The following is a 14,502-nucleotide window of genomic DNA, read 5'->3' on the forward strand; positions in this document are numbered from 1 at the left end:
CTTCGTCAGCTCAGGCACACGCCCTCCCGTACGATCTCGTCGGTCAGGTCGGGGATGGAGCTCAGGGCGTCCGCCACGAGGGATTGGAGCTTGTCCGGCTGAACCTCTTCAGCGGTGAGGCGGAGCACGACCCGCCCCGGCTGATCCAGCGGTTGCCCGGTGACACTGACCAGGTGCACCTCCGCGTAACCTCCGGTCGCCTCGTGGAGTTGGTGAGCGAGGCGGTCGGCCACCAGGTTGTAGAGCTTTCCGACGTGGTACACGGGGTTCTTGCCGCTGGCACCCTCCAGGTTCATCGGCCGCAGCGGTGTGATGAGCCCGTTGACGCGGTTGCCCCGCCCCACGACCCCTTCGTCACCTGACTCGATCGAGCTGCCGGTGTAGGTGAGGTAGAGCTCGTCGCGCGAGGGCACGTCCCTGGCGTTGAGCCGGATGCTGACGTCCGCCTGGGGAAAACGGTGATCGACGAGCCGCCGGCACTCGGCCAGGACGATCTCGGTATTGCGCAGATAGTCCTCGCGGCTTTGCACGTGCGATGACTTCTGGGGCACACACATCACCAGGTCGAGCTGCCGCCCGTCCCAGTAGCCCATCACCTTGACGTCGGTGCCGCACCAGGGGTTGTTACGAGTGAACACCCCCGGAGCGGAGTAGGTGTCGGTGAGCTCGCGCACCAGCTCCTCAAGTGGACCCCTGGGCGCCCAACCGGTTCCCAGCGAGGTGTCGTTCGCCAGCAGTGTGCGGCGTTCCCGCAAGTCCTCGATGCTTCGAGGTGAGAACCAGCGGGTCCGCTCGGGGACTCCGTCGTCCATGAGCACCGCCCCGGGGCTGGAGTTCTCGGTGACGTTGAGACGGATGTCCAGGTGCTCGACGACCTCGGGCAGGCGTTCGAGGAAGAACTGCCGCACAGCGGACTTCACCAGGGCATCCACCGGTACCACCTCGGCACCGCAACTGCGGGTCGCCCGCCCGTTGACCAGGACACGGACCGGCGAGGTCATCCGCCCGCCCCCGTAACGGACCTCGCTCGCTCCGCCCAGGAGAGCCAACTTGTCGAAGTTGTGGTGCAGGACCGCACCGAAGCGCTCGAGCGTGTAAGCGCTGTAGGACCGGGAGAGCGACTCGGCCAGGTGGTCGGCCATCGTGTCCGGATGACCGAGCCCTTTGCGTTCGACGACGCTCAGGGTGTCATCGACCGCTACCCCTGTCCGGATGGTCAGCCGGTTCGAAGCGGCTCCGGACTTCAAACTCTCCATACATGCTCCTATCTCGTTCGTGTGGGCGCCTGCGCGACGCAGGCGGGCGCCCTGGAGAAATCCGTGCTTATCGGGGAACGCCTTGCCGCATGGCCGCGCTGAGCAGATCTGCGGCACAGCGTGAGACTTCTGCGGGCTCGGCCAGCATCAGACGATCGAGGTTCCGTCTGCTCGCCGCCTCCATGCCGTGGGGAGGTCGCCGGTCCAGCCAGAGGAGAACGCGATGCGCCATGACAGGACCGGGGACCTGGAACCGTTGGAGAAGACCGTGCGGGAGCTGGTACAGGCCCCACCCGAGATACAGGAGGTCTCGGAGGGCGTGAAAGAGCGCATCGGCGCGGTCGTGGCAGGCCGGGCCGCGAGCACATGCTTCCCAGTCGACGACTGCTACCCGGTTGTGGTCCACGATGAAGTGCTCGGCCTTGAGGTCGCCGTGCAGGTAGACCACCGGCCCCAGAACGGTGGCCTCAAGGGCGCGATCCAGGTCGCTCCACCAGGGTCGGGAACTGGCGCTTGGGGAGAACTGGCTCATGAGGAATTCCCGTTGGGTCCACTCCTCTTTCTCCGACACGAACCAACCAGTTCCCGGCGCAGCATCCAATGCCCGGGAGTGGAGTTCGGTTCCCAGGTCGACGACCTGGTCGACGAAGTCGATCAGGGACTGGCCCGGCCGGAGTGAGCCAGGAGATCCCGGGAGGAGTTGGAACAGCGTCCACGCGGTGGATTCGGTGGTCCCTGCTCCGAGGATCTTCGGCACGTTCACCCCGAGCCTCTCGGCCCCCGCGATAGCGAGTGCCTCACGCTCCTGGCGAGCCTCAGGTGTGATGACGCGGTACTCCTTCAGAAGTACTTCTCCAGTCTCGCTCCTCAGCATCCGGGAGTGAGTCTTCTCGTGTTGGAGCCGGAAGGGCCCGAACGGAACTCGCCAGGGATACGGCCGTCCCTGGGCCTGCGTGATCTCCGCGACCTCACCTACGCCGATAGGGATGGAAGGTGGGGAGGGCATGGCAACGGTCTTGGAGCTGCCGTGCGCTGAGACGACGTGCTCGTCCGTGGAGGGCTCCATGGTGGTGCCCACATCTCGGTTCCGTCGCATGGGTTCCGCGCCCTCGCCCTCCATCGACCGTCAGGTACACGTGGAAGTCTTCGCCAACTCAGAGCTCACCGGTAGTGAGAGTGCCTCCGGGTTTCGAACGAGGTCAGAAACAGTTCCTCCGTCAAGGTGAGAGCAACTCTCATGGTGAGGAGGCCACTCTTTCCGGGACAGCCGATGACATCGTGCATCCGGTCCGGTTAGCGTGGCGTGGAGATTCGCACTCACGAAAGCAGGACATGCCCACCGCTACGACAACGCGCCACGATCTGAGCTGTGCCTCGCGGGTCCGGGAGTCGATGAGAGCGGACATCGGGGCGAAGGGGTGGCGCACCAGCCCGGACGAACTACGGAATCGGATCGCCGAAGCCATTGGTGAATGCTGTGGTCACCTCGGCCTCAAGTGCTTTCGGCTTGCTGAAGGGTGGACGGTCGCCGCTGCGATCACCCACTTTCACCGCATGTGCGACCGGGCGGGGCTCAAGCGAAGGGGCTTGACAGAGCGATCCTGGCGGCAGTGGGAAGCTGGAGACAGGCCGAGCAGAGATTACGAGGACCTCCTGTGCAGGCTTTTCCGCACGGGTCCCGTGCATCTCGGATTCGCCTCCGATTACACGTTTCGCCCGTCCTCCGAAGGCCGTGGTGTGTTGGTGCCCCGGCAGCGGGGCCCGGTACAACTCGGGGGACCAAGTCTCGCGGCTGGTCGTCCATCTCCGATGCTGGCTCCTGGAAATTCGGGCATGACCGCAGCGGAGGCCATCGCGGCGGCCGCACGCGAATCCGCGCATTTCACGCAATACGCCGGAAGGACGAACGTGGGGCCTCACACCCTGGAGCAACTCGACGCCGACCTCAGGAACCTCATCAAGGCATACCCCGGGCGTCCGGTGTACCCGACTTTCCTCGAACTCGTCGAACTGCGCAACAGTGACTTCGAGTTGCTGGAAGGGCGACAGTACCCGGCGCAGAGCCGGGACCTTTACCTCGTCGCCGGCGTCACCTGCGGTGTCATGTCGAACGCTTCCTTCGACCTGGGGCACATGCAGGCGGCGGCCACACAGGCTCGGACGGCCTACCTGTGCGCGGAACTGTCCGGCAGTGAATGGTTGCGGACGTGGGTGCGCGGAATGCAGAGCTTGATCGCCTACTGGGGCGACCATTTCGAGGAAGCGGTCGCCTTCGCCTCGTCGGTTCGGGGACACGCCGCAGCGCAGGGGTCGGCCACGGTTCGGTTGGCCAGTATCGAAGCCCGTGCCCGTGCCCGCTTGGGGGATGCCGAAGGAGTGGAAACGGCCCTGGAAGCTGCTGCCAACGCACGCGAGAGCGCACTCCACCCAGACGAATACGCGGGGATGATGGCCTTTCCCGTGGAGAAACAGCTCTTCTACGGGAGCACCTGCCAGGTGTGGCTGGGAGGTGAAGCACGGCTGCGCCGAGCCGCTCAGGACGCTTCCCGAGCGGTCTCGATGTTCGAGCAGGCCCCACTACGTCAGAGAAGGGTCGGGGAGATGTGTCTGGCCCGGCTCGATCTCGCTGCGGCCCGGTTGGGGTCGGGTGAGCTCGATGGTGCGGCCGAGCAGGTGCGTGCGGTGTTCGCGGAGGCAGCGAACCGACGAACCGACAGCGTGAGACGCAGACTCACACAGGTACGTGACCAACTCGAGGCGCCTCGGGTCAAGACCTCGCCCCTGGCGGCTTCATTGAGTGATGAGATCATCGAGTTCTGCGCCCCGTCACCCCCAGCCGTCACCGAAGGACACTCCTCATGAACGTTCCCCCCACTGTCGGTTTGCTGCACCCCGGCCGCATGGGCGCGGCCGTCGGGCGTGAACTCACCACAGCGGGGCTTCGGGTCCTGTGGTGTTCCGCCGGGCGGAGTGAGGCGAGTGCACGGCGCGCTGAACGGGCCGGACTCGAAGCTGTATCCGAGCTTGGGTCTCTCTTGGAGCAGGCATCCGTGGTCATCTCCCTGTGCCCGCCAGCGGCCGCTGAGGCAACCGCAGCTTCGGTCCGGGAAGCCGGTTTCGCGGGGCTCTTCGTCGATGCCAACGCCATCAGCCCCGAACGAGCCAAGCGGATCGCCGCTGATCTGGCAGGAGAGGGAATCCGTACCGTTGACGGATGTGTCATCGGCCCTCCGCCCAGAGGCGCGGAGGACACCCATCTCTACCTGTCCGGGCAGCAGCAGGTTGTGGAGGCGGTCGGGGACTTGTTCGCTGACACCGCAGTCGTCCCGATCCGGATGCAGGGCCCGGTCGGTGACGCCTCGGCCCTGAAGATGGCCTACGGGTCCTACCAGAAAGCTGCCTGCGCTCTGGCGGGCGTGGCTCAGGCGCTGGGGCGCGCACACGGGGTGGAAGCCCACCTGACGGAGGAGGCGCGGCGCCTGGCCAAGTCCCCGTTGGCCACCCCTGACTACCTGACCGGGGTGGCGGCCAAGGCCTGGAGATGGGCACCGGAGATGCGTGAGGTGTCTGAAACCCTGGCCGCGGCAGGTCTGCCCGGAGAGATGGCTGAGGCAGCGGCTGCGGTGTTCGATCTGTGGGAGCCGGACAAGGACGATTCCGGATTGTCGCTGCCGGATGCCTTGGACCGGCTCAAAGATGGGCGCTAGAGATCGGTAGAGCCGCATGGCCAGGGGCTGAGCGATTGATGTGCCGGAATCTGGGGACTACCCCGCCGACCGGGCGGTTGCTGGTCGTGGATGAGGTGTTCCCCGCAGCTTGGGAGATGCTCAGGTGTGCTGGCGGTATGGAATCGGTCAGGCTGAACGGCCGGTTGAGGTCCGTTCGGGACGCTTTCGCACGTCGCAGTGGGGAGCCAGAGATACGGGACTTCATCGAACAGGCGGATGCACAACTCATATTGCAACTGTGATTGCCTGATGGTTGCAGAGCGCGACCCCCAGGGAGACAACGCATGCGTTGGACCGTTCACTCGGAGAAACCCCTCTACACCGACCAGTGGCTCGACATCCGCCTCGCGGACGTGGAGATCACGGGAGGCAGGCATCTGTCTCACCGAGTCATCCGCTCGGCGCCGGGCGCTGGGGCTGTTGTCCTTGATGGTCAGGGTCGTGTGCTGCTCATGTGGCGTCATCGCTTCATCACCGATACCTGGGGCTATGAGATCCCCATCGGAGGCATCAAGGAGGGCGAGCTGCCCAGGGACGCCGCGGCACGTGAGGTCGAGGAGGAGACCGGCTGGCGGCCGGGTCCCTTGCGCCCGCTGCTGTACACCCAGCCCTCCAGAGGACTCTCCGACAGCGAACACCACATCTTCGTGGCCGACGGCGCCGAGCACATCGGCGAACCTGAGGAGGACTGGGAGGCTGAACGGTTGGAGTGGATTCCGGTCGAGCAGATCTCCGATCTGGTGCGCAAGCGCGAACTCGTCAGCGGAACCTCCATGAACGCACTCCTGTACCTTTACGCGACCGGCGGCGCTGGCCAGTGAGCGCATAGGGAGGGGCCTGGTGCGGTCTCGACCACCAGCTTCGCAGTATCGGGGGCATCAGGTCCGAGCAGGAGACCTGGTCCCATGGCCAGAGGAAGAATGCATGGCGGACGACGCACGTACCATCACCCGGGAGCAGTGGCGGCACGCGGAACTGATCTGGGAGTACCACCGCATGCGCCATCAGGTGCGGCCGTGTGACGTGGCGATCGCTCTGGGCTGCAACGACATCGGTGTGGCGGTGCACGCCGCTGAGCTGTACCACGCCGGGTTCTTCCCGGTGCTGGTGTTCACCGGTGGGAACAGTCCTTCGACCACCGAGTTGTTCCCGGCAGGGGAGGCGGCGCACTTCCGCGAGCGGGCCCTGGAACTCGGTGTTCCCGACACCGTGATCCTGGTGGAGCCGGAGGCGTCGAACACCGGTCAGAACATCACCTTTTCCCGTCGGGCCCTGGAAGTGAACGGCATCGCCCCCGCCACCGTGCTCCTGGTCTGCATGCCCTACATGGAACGGCGCGCCTTCGCGACCGCTCGGAAGCTGTGGCCCGAGGTCGAGGTGGCATGCGCCTCCGCACCGCTGAGCCTGGGCGACTACGTCAAGGAGATCGGGGACGCGGCGATCGTCATCGACATGATGGTGGGTGACCTGCAGCGGGTGATGGAGTACCCCAAGCTCGGCTTCGCCATCGAGCAGAAAGTCCCCCGAGAGGTGTGCCGTGCCTACGACTCCCTCGTGGAGTCAGGGTTCGACAGCCGTCTGATCCAGAGCTGACCCTGGACGATGGCGTTGGGGATGTTCCGCCAACCGGGTACGGGTTCCATGAGGTGGCCTCGCTAGAAACGGCGATGGTTCCCCTATTTCGGGGGTATTACGCGAGTCCTCTTGCAGAGCGTACGCTCCCAGGCGAAGCTGTGGGGCTGTCGGCGCCTGTACCTCATCTCGGAACCCGACAACGAAGCGGCACACGCTGCCTGGGCGGCCCTCGGCTTCGTGAACGTTGCTGGTGATCACCAAATCAATGGAGTCTCTGTCGTCACCGATTTCAAAGGGCCGGGCCGTAGTCGCGCCGTGTACGAGTTGCCGTTGAGCTGAACTTCGCCAGGTTAGGGCCAACGGGCGAGGTCTGCGGGGGAACGAAGCGCAAATTATCGCGCCTGCACTCAACGATCCTGTTCGGTCGCGGATCGGCCTCATCAGGCTATAGCGGCGGTAGTTGTGAAGTATCGCGAGTTTCCCACGACGAGGGGGAAGGGGAAAGTGTGAGCATGAGCGTGATCGAATACGAGGCCAAGGTCTTGGACATCGACTCCGAAAAGGTGGCCGGGCTCATTCTCGACAAGGGTGGTGCTGACCTGGGTGAGGTGCTTCAGCGGCGCTACGTGTACGACATCGAGCCCGGGGACGTGTCGCGGTGGGTGCGCCTGCGCGACACCAGGAGCCGGGTCACGCTCACGGTGAAGGAGATCGACTCCGACGCCATCGGCGGCACCCGGGAGACCGAGACGGAGGTCGGTGACTTCGAGACCGCCAACGCGTTGTTGGGCAAACTCGGTTACACGCCCAAGGCCTACCAGGAGAACCGGCGGCACAGCTTCACGCTGGACGGGGCCCAGTTGGAGATCGACTCCTGGCCGCGGATCCCCGCGTATCTGGAGATCGAAGCGGACAGCCGCGCCGAGGTGGTGCGGGTGGCCGCGCTGCTCGGATTCGACGAGTCGTCTCTGACGGGTGAGAACACCACCAAGGTCTACGCCCGCTACGGCATCGACCTGTCCGGCATCGCGGAGCTGCGCTTTGATGCCTGAGGAGGGTTGATCGCTGCCCTGGCCTTAGTGCCGACACCTGTCGGGCCGGGGGAAGTGGTTACTGTCGGGGCATGGCCTCTGATCCCACGCAATCCTTCGCCCGGCCCCGGGTGGCTGCCGGTGTCCTGTTCTTCGACGAACGGGGGCGGGTGATGATGGTGGTTCCGACCTACAAGGACTACTTGGAGATCCCCGGCGGGTACATCGAGTGCGGGGAGACCCCGACTCAGGCCGTGGCGCGTGAGGTGAAAGAAGAGTTGGGGATCACCCCGCCGATCGGGCGGTTGCTGGTCGTGGACTGGGCGCCCACACCGGCAGAGGGTGACAAGCAGTTGTTCGTCTTCGACGGGGGAGTGCTCGACCGGCACTGGCTGGACCGGATCGTCCTCGACCAGGACGAGTTGGCGGGGTACGGGTTCCATGAGGTGGCCGAGATTGGGACGGTAACGATCCCCCGGCTCGCTCGAAGGATCGCTCAAGGGGACCGTGCACGCCGTGAGGGGACCACGCTCTATCTGGAGAGCGGCGAGGTCGTCGCGTAAGGATTACCGGTGGCTGTGGAGAGTGGTCTCGACGAAGGCGTTCCACTCCGCGCGGGTGAAGGAGAGATAGCCCAACTCTCTGTTCTGGGTGTCCCGTACATCGGTTCCGGCCTGGTGCTCCCGGGTCTCGATACATTCGTTGTTGCCGCCGCTGTAGCTGCTCTTGTGCCAGTCAGTCACCGTTGATCCTCTTCATCTCGTCTCGGATGGCCTTCAGCGTCTCATCCGGTCCCCATGCCACGCCTTGGAGGGCCGCGAACCACATGCGGTAGCGCCCCACCTCGTTGGTCGCGGTGATGATCTGCCCCTGGTGGGCCGATTCCACGTAGACCACTTCGGGCTGGTCTGCCGAGGTGATCACCCTGAAGGGGCCGTTGTTGCCCGCGTGGCGGGGCTCGTCCACGGGGACCACCAGGAGGTTGACCCGTTCCTCCTCCACCAGGTCTGCCACGTAGCGGAGCTGTTCCAGTTGGACCTCGGGGGATCCGTAGCGGCGCATGAGCAGGGACTGGTCCACCACAAGCCAGATGACGGGGGACAGGGCCTTGGCCATCTGCTGGGCCCGCCGAGCCCTCTGTTGCGCGCGTTCGGTGAGCTCGTTGCTCGACAGCCAAGGAGCACCGTAGCGGATCACGGCGCGTGAGTAGGCCTCGGTTTGTAGATAGACCGGGAAGACCAGGGCCTGGTACTCGTACAGGGCGTCGGCCCCGTGGGTGCGCTCGGCGATCTCGTGCAGCCAGGCGCGGCGGCCGGATCCGGTGAGTTCCTCCCAGAGGCGTTCCAGTCGTCCGCCGCCTTGCAGGATCTCGTCGAAGGCCCGGCGCAACCACGGCCGTGGGGCGGCCTTGCCCTTCTCTATGTCGGACACATGGGAGTTGCTGATCGCGGTGCCGCGCTGGCTGATCCGGCGCGCGACGGTCTCCTGGGTCAGTTCGGCTTCGGTTCGTAGCCTGCGTACTTCGCGTCCGAACGCCTTCAAGGCGCGCTCATCGGGGGTCATGCCGACCATCGGACCACATCGGACCGAAGTCCGTGGGAGTTTTCCAGTAAATTCCAGAGCCTCCTGGAAGATTCACGGGTTATCCGGACACCCTCGCCGGTGGGTTTCCCCAGGCCACATCCTTGCTGTCGCGGGCCCGCAGCCATCAGCGCGACGACGAAAGGAACCGGTGGATTCCATGTCTTTCACCCGGCCGCCCCTCGACCTGCCACGGCGGATCCGCTGCACGGACCCCGAACAGGGCTCCCTGGAGTGCGGGCACCAGCTCTGGCACCTCAAGGCCGCCCGTAGCTGGGCCTCCCACGTGGCCCGCGCCACCCCCGCCTGCGCGGATCCGCTGCTGGTCTCGCTCTCCGAGCTGCACACCAACGCGTTGAAGCACAGCGCTTCGGGGCTGCCCGGGGGCCGGGTGCGTATCGAGATCGAGCGGCGACGGCGGCTGTTCCTGCTCCGCGTTACTGACGATGGACCCCGCCCCGGACAGGAGGTGACTGTGCCCGAGGCGCGCCCGGTGCCGTGGGAGCGCGGCGAGGACGGGTTGCTCGTCGAGGGCGGGTACGGCCTGGCCCTGGTGGACGCGATGGCCCTGTACTGGGACTTCACCCGGGAGTCGGGCGGCGGGTTGATGGTTCGGGCCGCTTTCGACCGATCCGGGCGAACCAGGATGGCCGCCTGAAAACCCGCGACCGGGTTGTGGCCGTCAGGGGTGGAAGCACCTCGCTCACCCAAGCGAACATCGACCACACCTCGCGGGAACGGCGTGTCCAGCGGGGGATCCAGGGCCGTATGCCCTGTGTGGAATGGACGGGAAGCGCAGCCCCGGGACGTGTGTGGCCTCGGGGCCAGAGACACCCGCCCATGCCGAGCAACGAAGAAGCACCCAGAAGTGGAGGCGCCCCGACGCGGTGCGGCGAACACCGGGCCGGGGCTGACATCCCCACCTGAAGCAAGCAGGAGGAGATCCGTGGAGAAGCCTACTGGTAGGCACCGCAAACCCGTGCGGGGCTGGGGACAGCGCGTGCGGTGGCTGTTCGGCGCGGTCCTGGCCGCCGTGCTGTGCAGCCCGCTCGAAGTCGCACCGCGCCGCAGCATCGACCGTCCCAGGGGCGGAGGCCGGTTGGTGCTGGAGCGCCGCGCGACCCCCAAAGCCCTGGCTGCCTCCTCCGCTGTGACGCGGGGCAGGACGGTGGCCGAACTCGCCAGCCGGGGGGGCGAACCCGAGCCTGAGCCGGGGCCGGTGCGGGTGCCGCGTCCCCGACGGCCGCACCCCTCGGAGCAGGGGTGGTGTGTGGACGACGACGGGGTGCGCGGGGTGCGCCCGTACCTGTTCCACGAAGCGGAGCGGTCTCGCCCCAGCAAGGAGCACTCCTCGGTCGTGCAAGCGTCGGGGGACTTCGATGATCTGGCCGCCGCGGTGCGCACCTGGTTGAGCCTGGCCACCTGAGCGCACACTCTCGCCTCGGGGCGGTGCCGTGATCGGTACCGCCCCGTTTGCTTTGCGTGGCGGGGGTTGTGAGGTCGGCCCACGTCGGGGGTGAGTCAGGCGTGAGCCACTTCTGAGCAGGGCCTGAAGGCGAGCCGAGCTGTTCACGGGGCCCGGCTTCAACTCCGGGCCTGGGTGTGTTCGGTTCAGGTAATTCCCGTGTGAGGTGTCGAATCCGGGGGTGGGGTGCGCTTCTTACTCAGTGAAGGGCAAAAACAGCCGTCACCTTGGAGGGCGCCCGTGAACGAGTACGAACAGACCCTTGCGCGACTGCTTCCCCGGATCACCGACCGGGACAAGCGCATCCTCGACGGGTTGTGGGAGCACCGGGTGCTGACCACCCACCACCTGCACCAGATCTTCTTCCCCGACGCGGGTGCGCGGCGGACCCGCAGCCGGATGCTGAGCCTGTACCGGTACGGGGTGGTCAACCGCTTCCGCCGCCACGCCCACGACCGCAACGCTCCCGACCACTGGATCCTGTCCCCGACCGGTGCGGTCTTGGTCGCGTTGGATCAGGGCAAGGAGCCGGACGCGCTCAACTTCCGGGGCGACCGGGCTCTGGCGGTGGCCTTCTCCGCCAAGTTGGACCACATCCTGGGGCTGGCCCAGACGCGGGTGGAGTTTCTCGAGGGCGCTCGGCAGGTGGGGGCCGAGGTGGGCGAATGGCAGGGCGAGCGCACCTGCGAACGGGACTACAGCAACCATTGCCGTCCCGATGGGCTGCTGTCGTGGATCCAGAGCGGGAAGAAGCTGTGGGCGTTCGTGGAGTACGACACCGGCTCGGAGTCGCTGACGCAGCTCCAAACGAAGATGTACGGGTACGCGCGTCTGGCCGAGACGAGCAGGCTGCCCTCGGTGGTGCTGTTCCTGGTGCATTCGGAAGAGCGCGAGGCCAACGCGGCGAAGAAGCTGGCCCAGCACTGTTCGAAGCAGGTGGGGGTGTACCTGAGCACCCACCACCGGATGGCGTCGTTGGGAGCAGGGCGCAAGGTGTGGCGTTCGGCCACCGATCCGCGGCCGCTGAGTCTGCTCGACATCGCCCTTCTCCACCCGTGGCGCAAGGCGGAGGAGGAAGAGTGATGGGCGCGGATCGGGCAGTGAACCAGTGGGCCAATAGGAGGTCCGCTCCGTTGTCCCGCCGTTACTCCGACCGGTGGGCCGGGTGGGGGACCCGCCTTGGGTGGACCACCCCTGAGTCTGGACTCACGGCAGGTCAGACGGGCTGTGGGGTGGTCCAGCGGCCGCCCCGGCTTTCTATCCCAGTAGGCGGTTTCCATCACGTAGGGCGGGCGGCGGCCCGGGTGTGCGGGGGCGTGAACGCCCCCGCACACCCTCACCCGGCAGGCCTCTCAGCCTGCCGGAAACCCTCCCCGCCAACCCAGGCGTCATCAGATCAGCCTTGCTCCACTTCTGCTCTGACGACCATGACTGCGCCGGTGATGAGGCCGGCCGGGCTGCGCGAAGCGAGGTCAGCGATGCCCGAGCCGGGCGGCGCCAGTGGTGGTGCCCATGGATGACGAACCCACACACGGAGCGGATGGCCCTCGCGCGGCGCGCTCGGGCGGTCCGGGCCCGGTGCGCGACGTGGCGGCCCGGAAACCGGCGCCGCGCCCACCGGGCGCGGGCGGGCCGTCAGGGGCCCACCGGCGCGCTGACGGCCTCACAGCGCCCGATGGCGGGGAGGCCAGGGGCTGGTGGGGGTACGCGGCCTGTCGGGGACGGGACCCGGATCTGTGGTTCCCGGCCCAGGGCGGGTCGGTGCGTGCGGCCAAACGGGTGTGCCGGGTGTGCCCGGTACAGCTCAACTGTCTGGCCGAGGCGATGCGTCGGGACGAGCAGTACGGGGTGTGGGGCGGTGCTTCGGAGGAGGAGCGCCGCCGCTACCGGGTCGCGGTGCGGGGAGAGCGCGAAGGAGGTACGGGTGAGCGAAGTCGGGCGGCGTGATGAGGAAACCAAAGATGCCCAGCCGGAGCGGTTGCTGACGATCCCTGAGGCGGCGCGGGTGTTGGCGGTGCCCGAGTCCTGGCTGCGGGAACGGGTGCGGTTGCGCAGGGTCGCACACCGCAGGCTCGGCAAGCACGTGCGCTTCAGCGCGAGCGACCTGGAGGCGATCGTGGACGGGGCGGCGCAGCACGCTCTCACCCCCAGGCGGATGGCCCACCGGTGGGGGCAACCCGGGTAGGGAGGGGCCGACGACGGGGCCGGTGGTGCGGGTGCTGACCCGCGCCATCGGCCCCGTGTGTTCCTACCCCTTGGGCTTTAGGAGATCAGGCGCAGGCGCTGCTCACCGCCGGGGTCGGTGCGCGGCTTCGGGGGAGTGGGCGGGCCGTCGATGGCCTCGATCATGGTGTCGTCGATGTCGGTGACCAGGTGCCCGTAGCGGTCCATGGTCGTGGTGATCGAGGTGTGCCCCAGTCGGCGCTGGATCTTGAACACGTGCACGTCCTTCTCGATCAGCCACGCCACGTGGGTGTGGCGCAGGTCGTGGATGCGCGGCTTCTTGCCCAGCCCGCGCCGTTGGGCCTCCTTGACGCCGGGTGCCCAGCGGCGGCCGTAGAAGGAGGAGTGCCGCCACCAGGACCCCTGGTCGGTGGTGAAGACGAACTCCTCGGGCTTCTTTCCTTCCAGCCTGGGGCGCAGCAGGTCGATGGTGCGGGGTGAGAGCGGCAGGCGCCGCCGGGAGCTGCGGGTCTTGGGCGCCCCGAGGTGGAAGGTGTTGTTCGGTCCGCGCTTCCAGGCCCGGCGCACGTCCAGGTGCCCGCGTACCTGCTGCTGTCCGTCGTGGTCGATGGTCGGGGTGAAGCTGACGTCGCGGACCTGCAGGGCTACCAGTTCGCTGTAGCGCATGCCGGTGCGTACGAACACCTCGACCATGTCGCGCACGTCCGGGTGCATCGAGTCCCGGAGCAGGGTGAACTCCTCACGGGTCAAGAAGCACATCTCGGTGTCGGCCTCGTGGTCGGCGCGGGGCAGCCGGGTGCGGGCGGCGGGGTTGGAGGGCCGGATGGGCGGGTCCTCGCGCACGGCGGCCTCGCAGATGGAGAAGAGCAGCCCGTGCAGGTTGTGGATGAACTTGGCCGCCAGGGGTTTGCGCAGCCACCCGGGTTCCTTCTGGCGGCCCCGGCTGGGGTTGGGGGTGCGGTAGGAGGCCTTGGGGTCGGGGGTGCCGGTGCGTAGCTGGTTGACCCAGGCGCGGACGTCCTTGGGTTTGAGCTGGGTGACGTCTCGCAGGTTGACCTGTCCGAAGTGCGGGATCAGGTGGAGTTCGAGTTCGCGGTGGTAGTCGGCACGGGTGCGTTCCTCGATGCCGGTCATGGAGTCGATGAGCTCGCGGGCGAAGTCGGCGAAGATGACGGGTTCGGCCTCGGGCTCGTCCTCTTCGGCGACCTTGACCCAGCCGTGGCCGGGGACCCATCCCTCGGCCCAGCCCTGGCGGGGGATCCAGTTCTCGGGCCAGTGATGTCCGGCCGCTTCGACGTGGAGTTTGAAGGTGTGGGCGTCGGCGCGGGTGTCGAAGGGTTCGGACTGGGGCGCCCCGCCACGGGTGCCGCCGAGCCGCCATTTGACCCAGTAGCGGGCGCGTCCGTCGGTCAGGGTGCGCTGGTTGATGGTTGCCATGGATGGACCATCGCTTGGGTGCGGGCGAAAGCGAAGGGAATCCGCGAAGGTCCTCGAAGATCTTTGCGCAGGCCAGGACGGGTGCCCGACGGATGTACCGATGCCCGTATGCGGCGGGTTTGTGCGGCTTCGGGGCGGGTCAGGGCCGGGGTGCACGGCCGTGCACCCCCGACACATCGGTGAGTGACGGGATGGGCGGTACACACTCACCAGTCCGGATGGTGGGCCCCGTGCACCCTCCGGTG

17 protein-coding genes are annotated in these 14,502 nt (G+C 67.0%); 12 read left to right on the top strand and 5 right to left on the bottom strand.

Going from position 1 to position 14,502, the window contains the following annotated elements:
• Positions 1–5: 5 nt before the first annotated feature.
• Positions 6–1,256: a methionine adenosyltransferase gene (locus HNR07_RS00160; RefSeq protein ID WP_184360257.1), complete on the bottom strand. Its 1,251-nt coding sequence runs from the start codon at positions 1,254–1,256 to the stop codon at positions 6–8.
• A 67-nt stretch (positions 1,257–1,323) separates the two neighbouring features.
• Positions 1,324–2,334, bottom strand: a complete 1,011-nt coding sequence (locus HNR07_RS00165) for an aminoglycoside phosphotransferase family protein (RefSeq protein ID WP_184360261.1) — start codon at positions 2,332–2,334, stop codon at positions 1,324–1,326.
• A gap of 314 nt (positions 2,335–2,648) precedes the next feature.
• Here HNR07_RS00165 and HNR07_RS00170 point away from each other — a divergent pair, with 314 nt between their 5' ends.
• The 7 genes from HNR07_RS00170 to HNR07_RS00195 all read left to right on the top strand — a co-directional run bounded on the left by HNR07_RS00170 (position 2,649) and on the right by HNR07_RS00195 (position 8,153).
• Positions 2,649–4,118: a hypothetical protein gene (locus HNR07_RS00170; RefSeq protein ID WP_221318655.1), complete on the top strand. Its 1,470-nt coding sequence runs from the start codon at positions 2,649–2,651 to the stop codon at positions 4,116–4,118.
• Positions 4,115–4,963, top strand: a complete 849-nt coding sequence (locus HNR07_RS00175; protein WP_184360267.1) for an NAD(P)-dependent oxidoreductase — start codon at positions 4,115–4,117, stop codon at positions 4,961–4,963. The genes HNR07_RS00170 and HNR07_RS00175 overlap by 4 nt, the downstream gene beginning before the upstream one ends.
• 305 nt (positions 4,964–5,268) lie before the next feature.
• Positions 5,269–5,805 (top strand): NUDIX hydrolase, encoded by a 537-nt coding sequence (locus HNR07_RS00180; protein WP_184360270.1) that lies wholly within the window; start codon positions 5,269–5,271, stop codon positions 5,803–5,805.
• Between the two features lie 103 nt (positions 5,806–5,908).
• Positions 5,909–6,577 (top strand): YdcF family protein, encoded by a 669-nt coding sequence (locus tag HNR07_RS00185; RefSeq protein ID WP_184360273.1) that lies wholly within the window; start codon positions 5,909–5,911, stop codon positions 6,575–6,577.
• A gap of 96 nt (positions 6,578–6,673) precedes the next feature.
• A complete protein-coding gene (locus HNR07_RS35995; protein WP_344074858.1) occupies positions 6,674–6,898 on the top strand; it encodes a GNAT family N-acetyltransferase in 225 nt (74 codons plus the stop codon).
• A 173-nt stretch (positions 6,899–7,071) separates the two neighbouring features.
• Positions 7,072–7,611: a class IV adenylate cyclase gene (locus tag HNR07_RS00190; RefSeq protein ID WP_184360276.1), complete on the top strand. Its 540-nt coding sequence runs from the start codon at positions 7,072–7,074 to the stop codon at positions 7,609–7,611.
• Positions 7,612–7,682: 71 nt separating this feature from the next.
• Positions 7,683–8,153, top strand: coding sequence for an NUDIX domain-containing protein (locus HNR07_RS00195; RefSeq protein ID WP_184360279.1), 471 nt, complete (start codon positions 7,683–7,685; stop codon positions 8,151–8,153).
• Positions 8,154–8,156: 3 nt separating this feature from the next.
• Here HNR07_RS00195 and HNR07_RS00200 read toward each other — a convergent pair whose 3' ends face one another.
• Complete coding sequence (locus HNR07_RS00200; protein ID WP_184360282.1) at positions 8,157–8,333, bottom strand: DUF397 domain-containing protein; 177 nt, start codon at positions 8,331–8,333, stop codon at positions 8,157–8,159.
• Positions 8,326–9,153 carry a helix-turn-helix domain-containing protein gene (locus tag HNR07_RS00205; protein WP_184360286.1) on the bottom strand — a complete coding sequence of 276 codons (828 nt, stop codon included), beginning with the start codon at positions 9,151–9,153 and terminating at the stop codon, positions 8,326–8,328. Before HNR07_RS00205 ends, HNR07_RS00200 begins: the two co-directional genes overlap by 8 nt.
• Before the next feature lie 178 nt (positions 9,154–9,331).
• Between HNR07_RS00205 and HNR07_RS00210 the strand changes: the two genes are divergently transcribed.
• From HNR07_RS00210 to HNR07_RS00230, 5 genes are all read left to right on the top strand, one after another.
• On the top strand, positions 9,332–9,829 hold the full coding sequence (locus tag HNR07_RS00210) for an ATP-binding protein (RefSeq protein ID WP_184360289.1): 498 nt from the start codon (positions 9,332–9,334) through the stop codon (positions 9,827–9,829).
• Between the two features lie 288 nt (positions 9,830–10,117).
• Positions 10,118–10,597 carry a hypothetical protein gene (locus tag HNR07_RS00215; protein ID WP_184373083.1) on the top strand — a complete coding sequence of 160 codons (480 nt, stop codon included), beginning with the start codon at positions 10,118–10,120 and terminating at the stop codon, positions 10,595–10,597.
• A 279-nt stretch (positions 10,598–10,876) separates the two neighbouring features.
• Positions 10,877–11,719, top strand: coding sequence for a replication-relaxation family protein (locus tag HNR07_RS00220; protein WP_184360292.1), 843 nt, complete (start codon positions 10,877–10,879; stop codon positions 11,717–11,719).
• Positions 11,720–12,148: 429 nt separating this feature from the next.
• The gene (locus tag HNR07_RS00225) at positions 12,149–12,583 is read left to right on the top strand and encodes a WhiB family transcriptional regulator (RefSeq protein WP_184360295.1); all 435 of its coding nucleotides are present in this window, start codon (positions 12,149–12,151) and stop codon (positions 12,581–12,583) included.
• Positions 12,561–12,821 (top strand): helix-turn-helix domain-containing protein, encoded by a 261-nt coding sequence (locus HNR07_RS00230; RefSeq protein WP_184360298.1) that lies wholly within the window; start codon positions 12,561–12,563, stop codon positions 12,819–12,821. The genes HNR07_RS00225 and HNR07_RS00230 overlap by 23 nt, the downstream gene beginning before the upstream one ends.
• 77 nt (positions 12,822–12,898) lie before the next feature.
• Here HNR07_RS00230 and HNR07_RS00235 read toward each other — a convergent pair whose 3' ends face one another.
• Complete coding sequence (locus HNR07_RS00235) at positions 12,899–14,257, bottom strand: tyrosine-type recombinase/integrase (RefSeq protein WP_184360301.1); 1,359 nt, start codon at positions 14,255–14,257, stop codon at positions 12,899–12,901.
• Positions 14,258–14,502 lie beyond the last annotated feature (245 nt).

Source organism: Nocardiopsis metallicus (genome assembly GCF_014201115.1).
Classification (GTDB): domain Bacteria; phylum Actinomycetota; class Actinomycetes; order Streptosporangiales; family Streptosporangiaceae; genus Nocardiopsis; species Nocardiopsis metallicus.

Bases quoted from the DNA above. Each gene is read 5' to 3' on its own strand.
- HNR07_RS00170 (WP_221318655.1), top strand. From the start codon at position 2,649: ATGAGAGCGGACATCGGGGCGAAGGGGTGGCGCACCAGCCCGGACGAA.
- HNR07_RS00190 (WP_184360276.1), top strand. From the start codon at position 7,072: ATGAGCGTGATCGAATACGAGGCCAAGGTCTTGGACATCGACTCCGAA.
- HNR07_RS00185 (WP_184360273.1), top strand. From the start codon at position 5,909: ATGGCGGACGACGCACGTACCATCACCCGGGAGCAGTGGCGGCACGCG.
- HNR07_RS00195 (WP_184360279.1), top strand. From the start codon at position 7,683: ATGGCCTCTGATCCCACGCAATCCTTCGCCCGGCCCCGGGTGGCTGCC.
- HNR07_RS00175 (WP_184360267.1), top strand. From the start codon at position 4,115: ATGAACGTTCCCCCCACTGTCGGTTTGCTGCACCCCGGCCGCATGGGC.
- HNR07_RS00205 (WP_184360286.1), bottom strand. From the start codon at position 9,153: ATGACCCCCGATGAGCGCGCCTTGAAGGCGTTCGGACGCGAAGTACGC.
- HNR07_RS00180 (WP_184360270.1), top strand. From the start codon at position 5,269: ATGCGTTGGACCGTTCACTCGGAGAAACCCCTCTACACCGACCAGTGG.
- HNR07_RS00210 (WP_184360289.1), top strand. From the start codon at position 9,332: ATGTCTTTCACCCGGCCGCCCCTCGACCTGCCACGGCGGATCCGCTGC.
- HNR07_RS00235 (WP_184360301.1), bottom strand. From the start codon at position 14,257: ATGGCAACCATCAACCAGCGCACCCTGACCGACGGACGCGCCCGCTAC.
- HNR07_RS00225 (WP_184360295.1), top strand. From the start codon at position 12,149: ATGGATGACGAACCCACACACGGAGCGGATGGCCCTCGCGCGGCGCGC.
- HNR07_RS00160 (WP_184360257.1), bottom strand. From the start codon at position 1,256: ATGGAGAGTTTGAAGTCCGGAGCCGCTTCGAACCGGCTGACCATCCGG.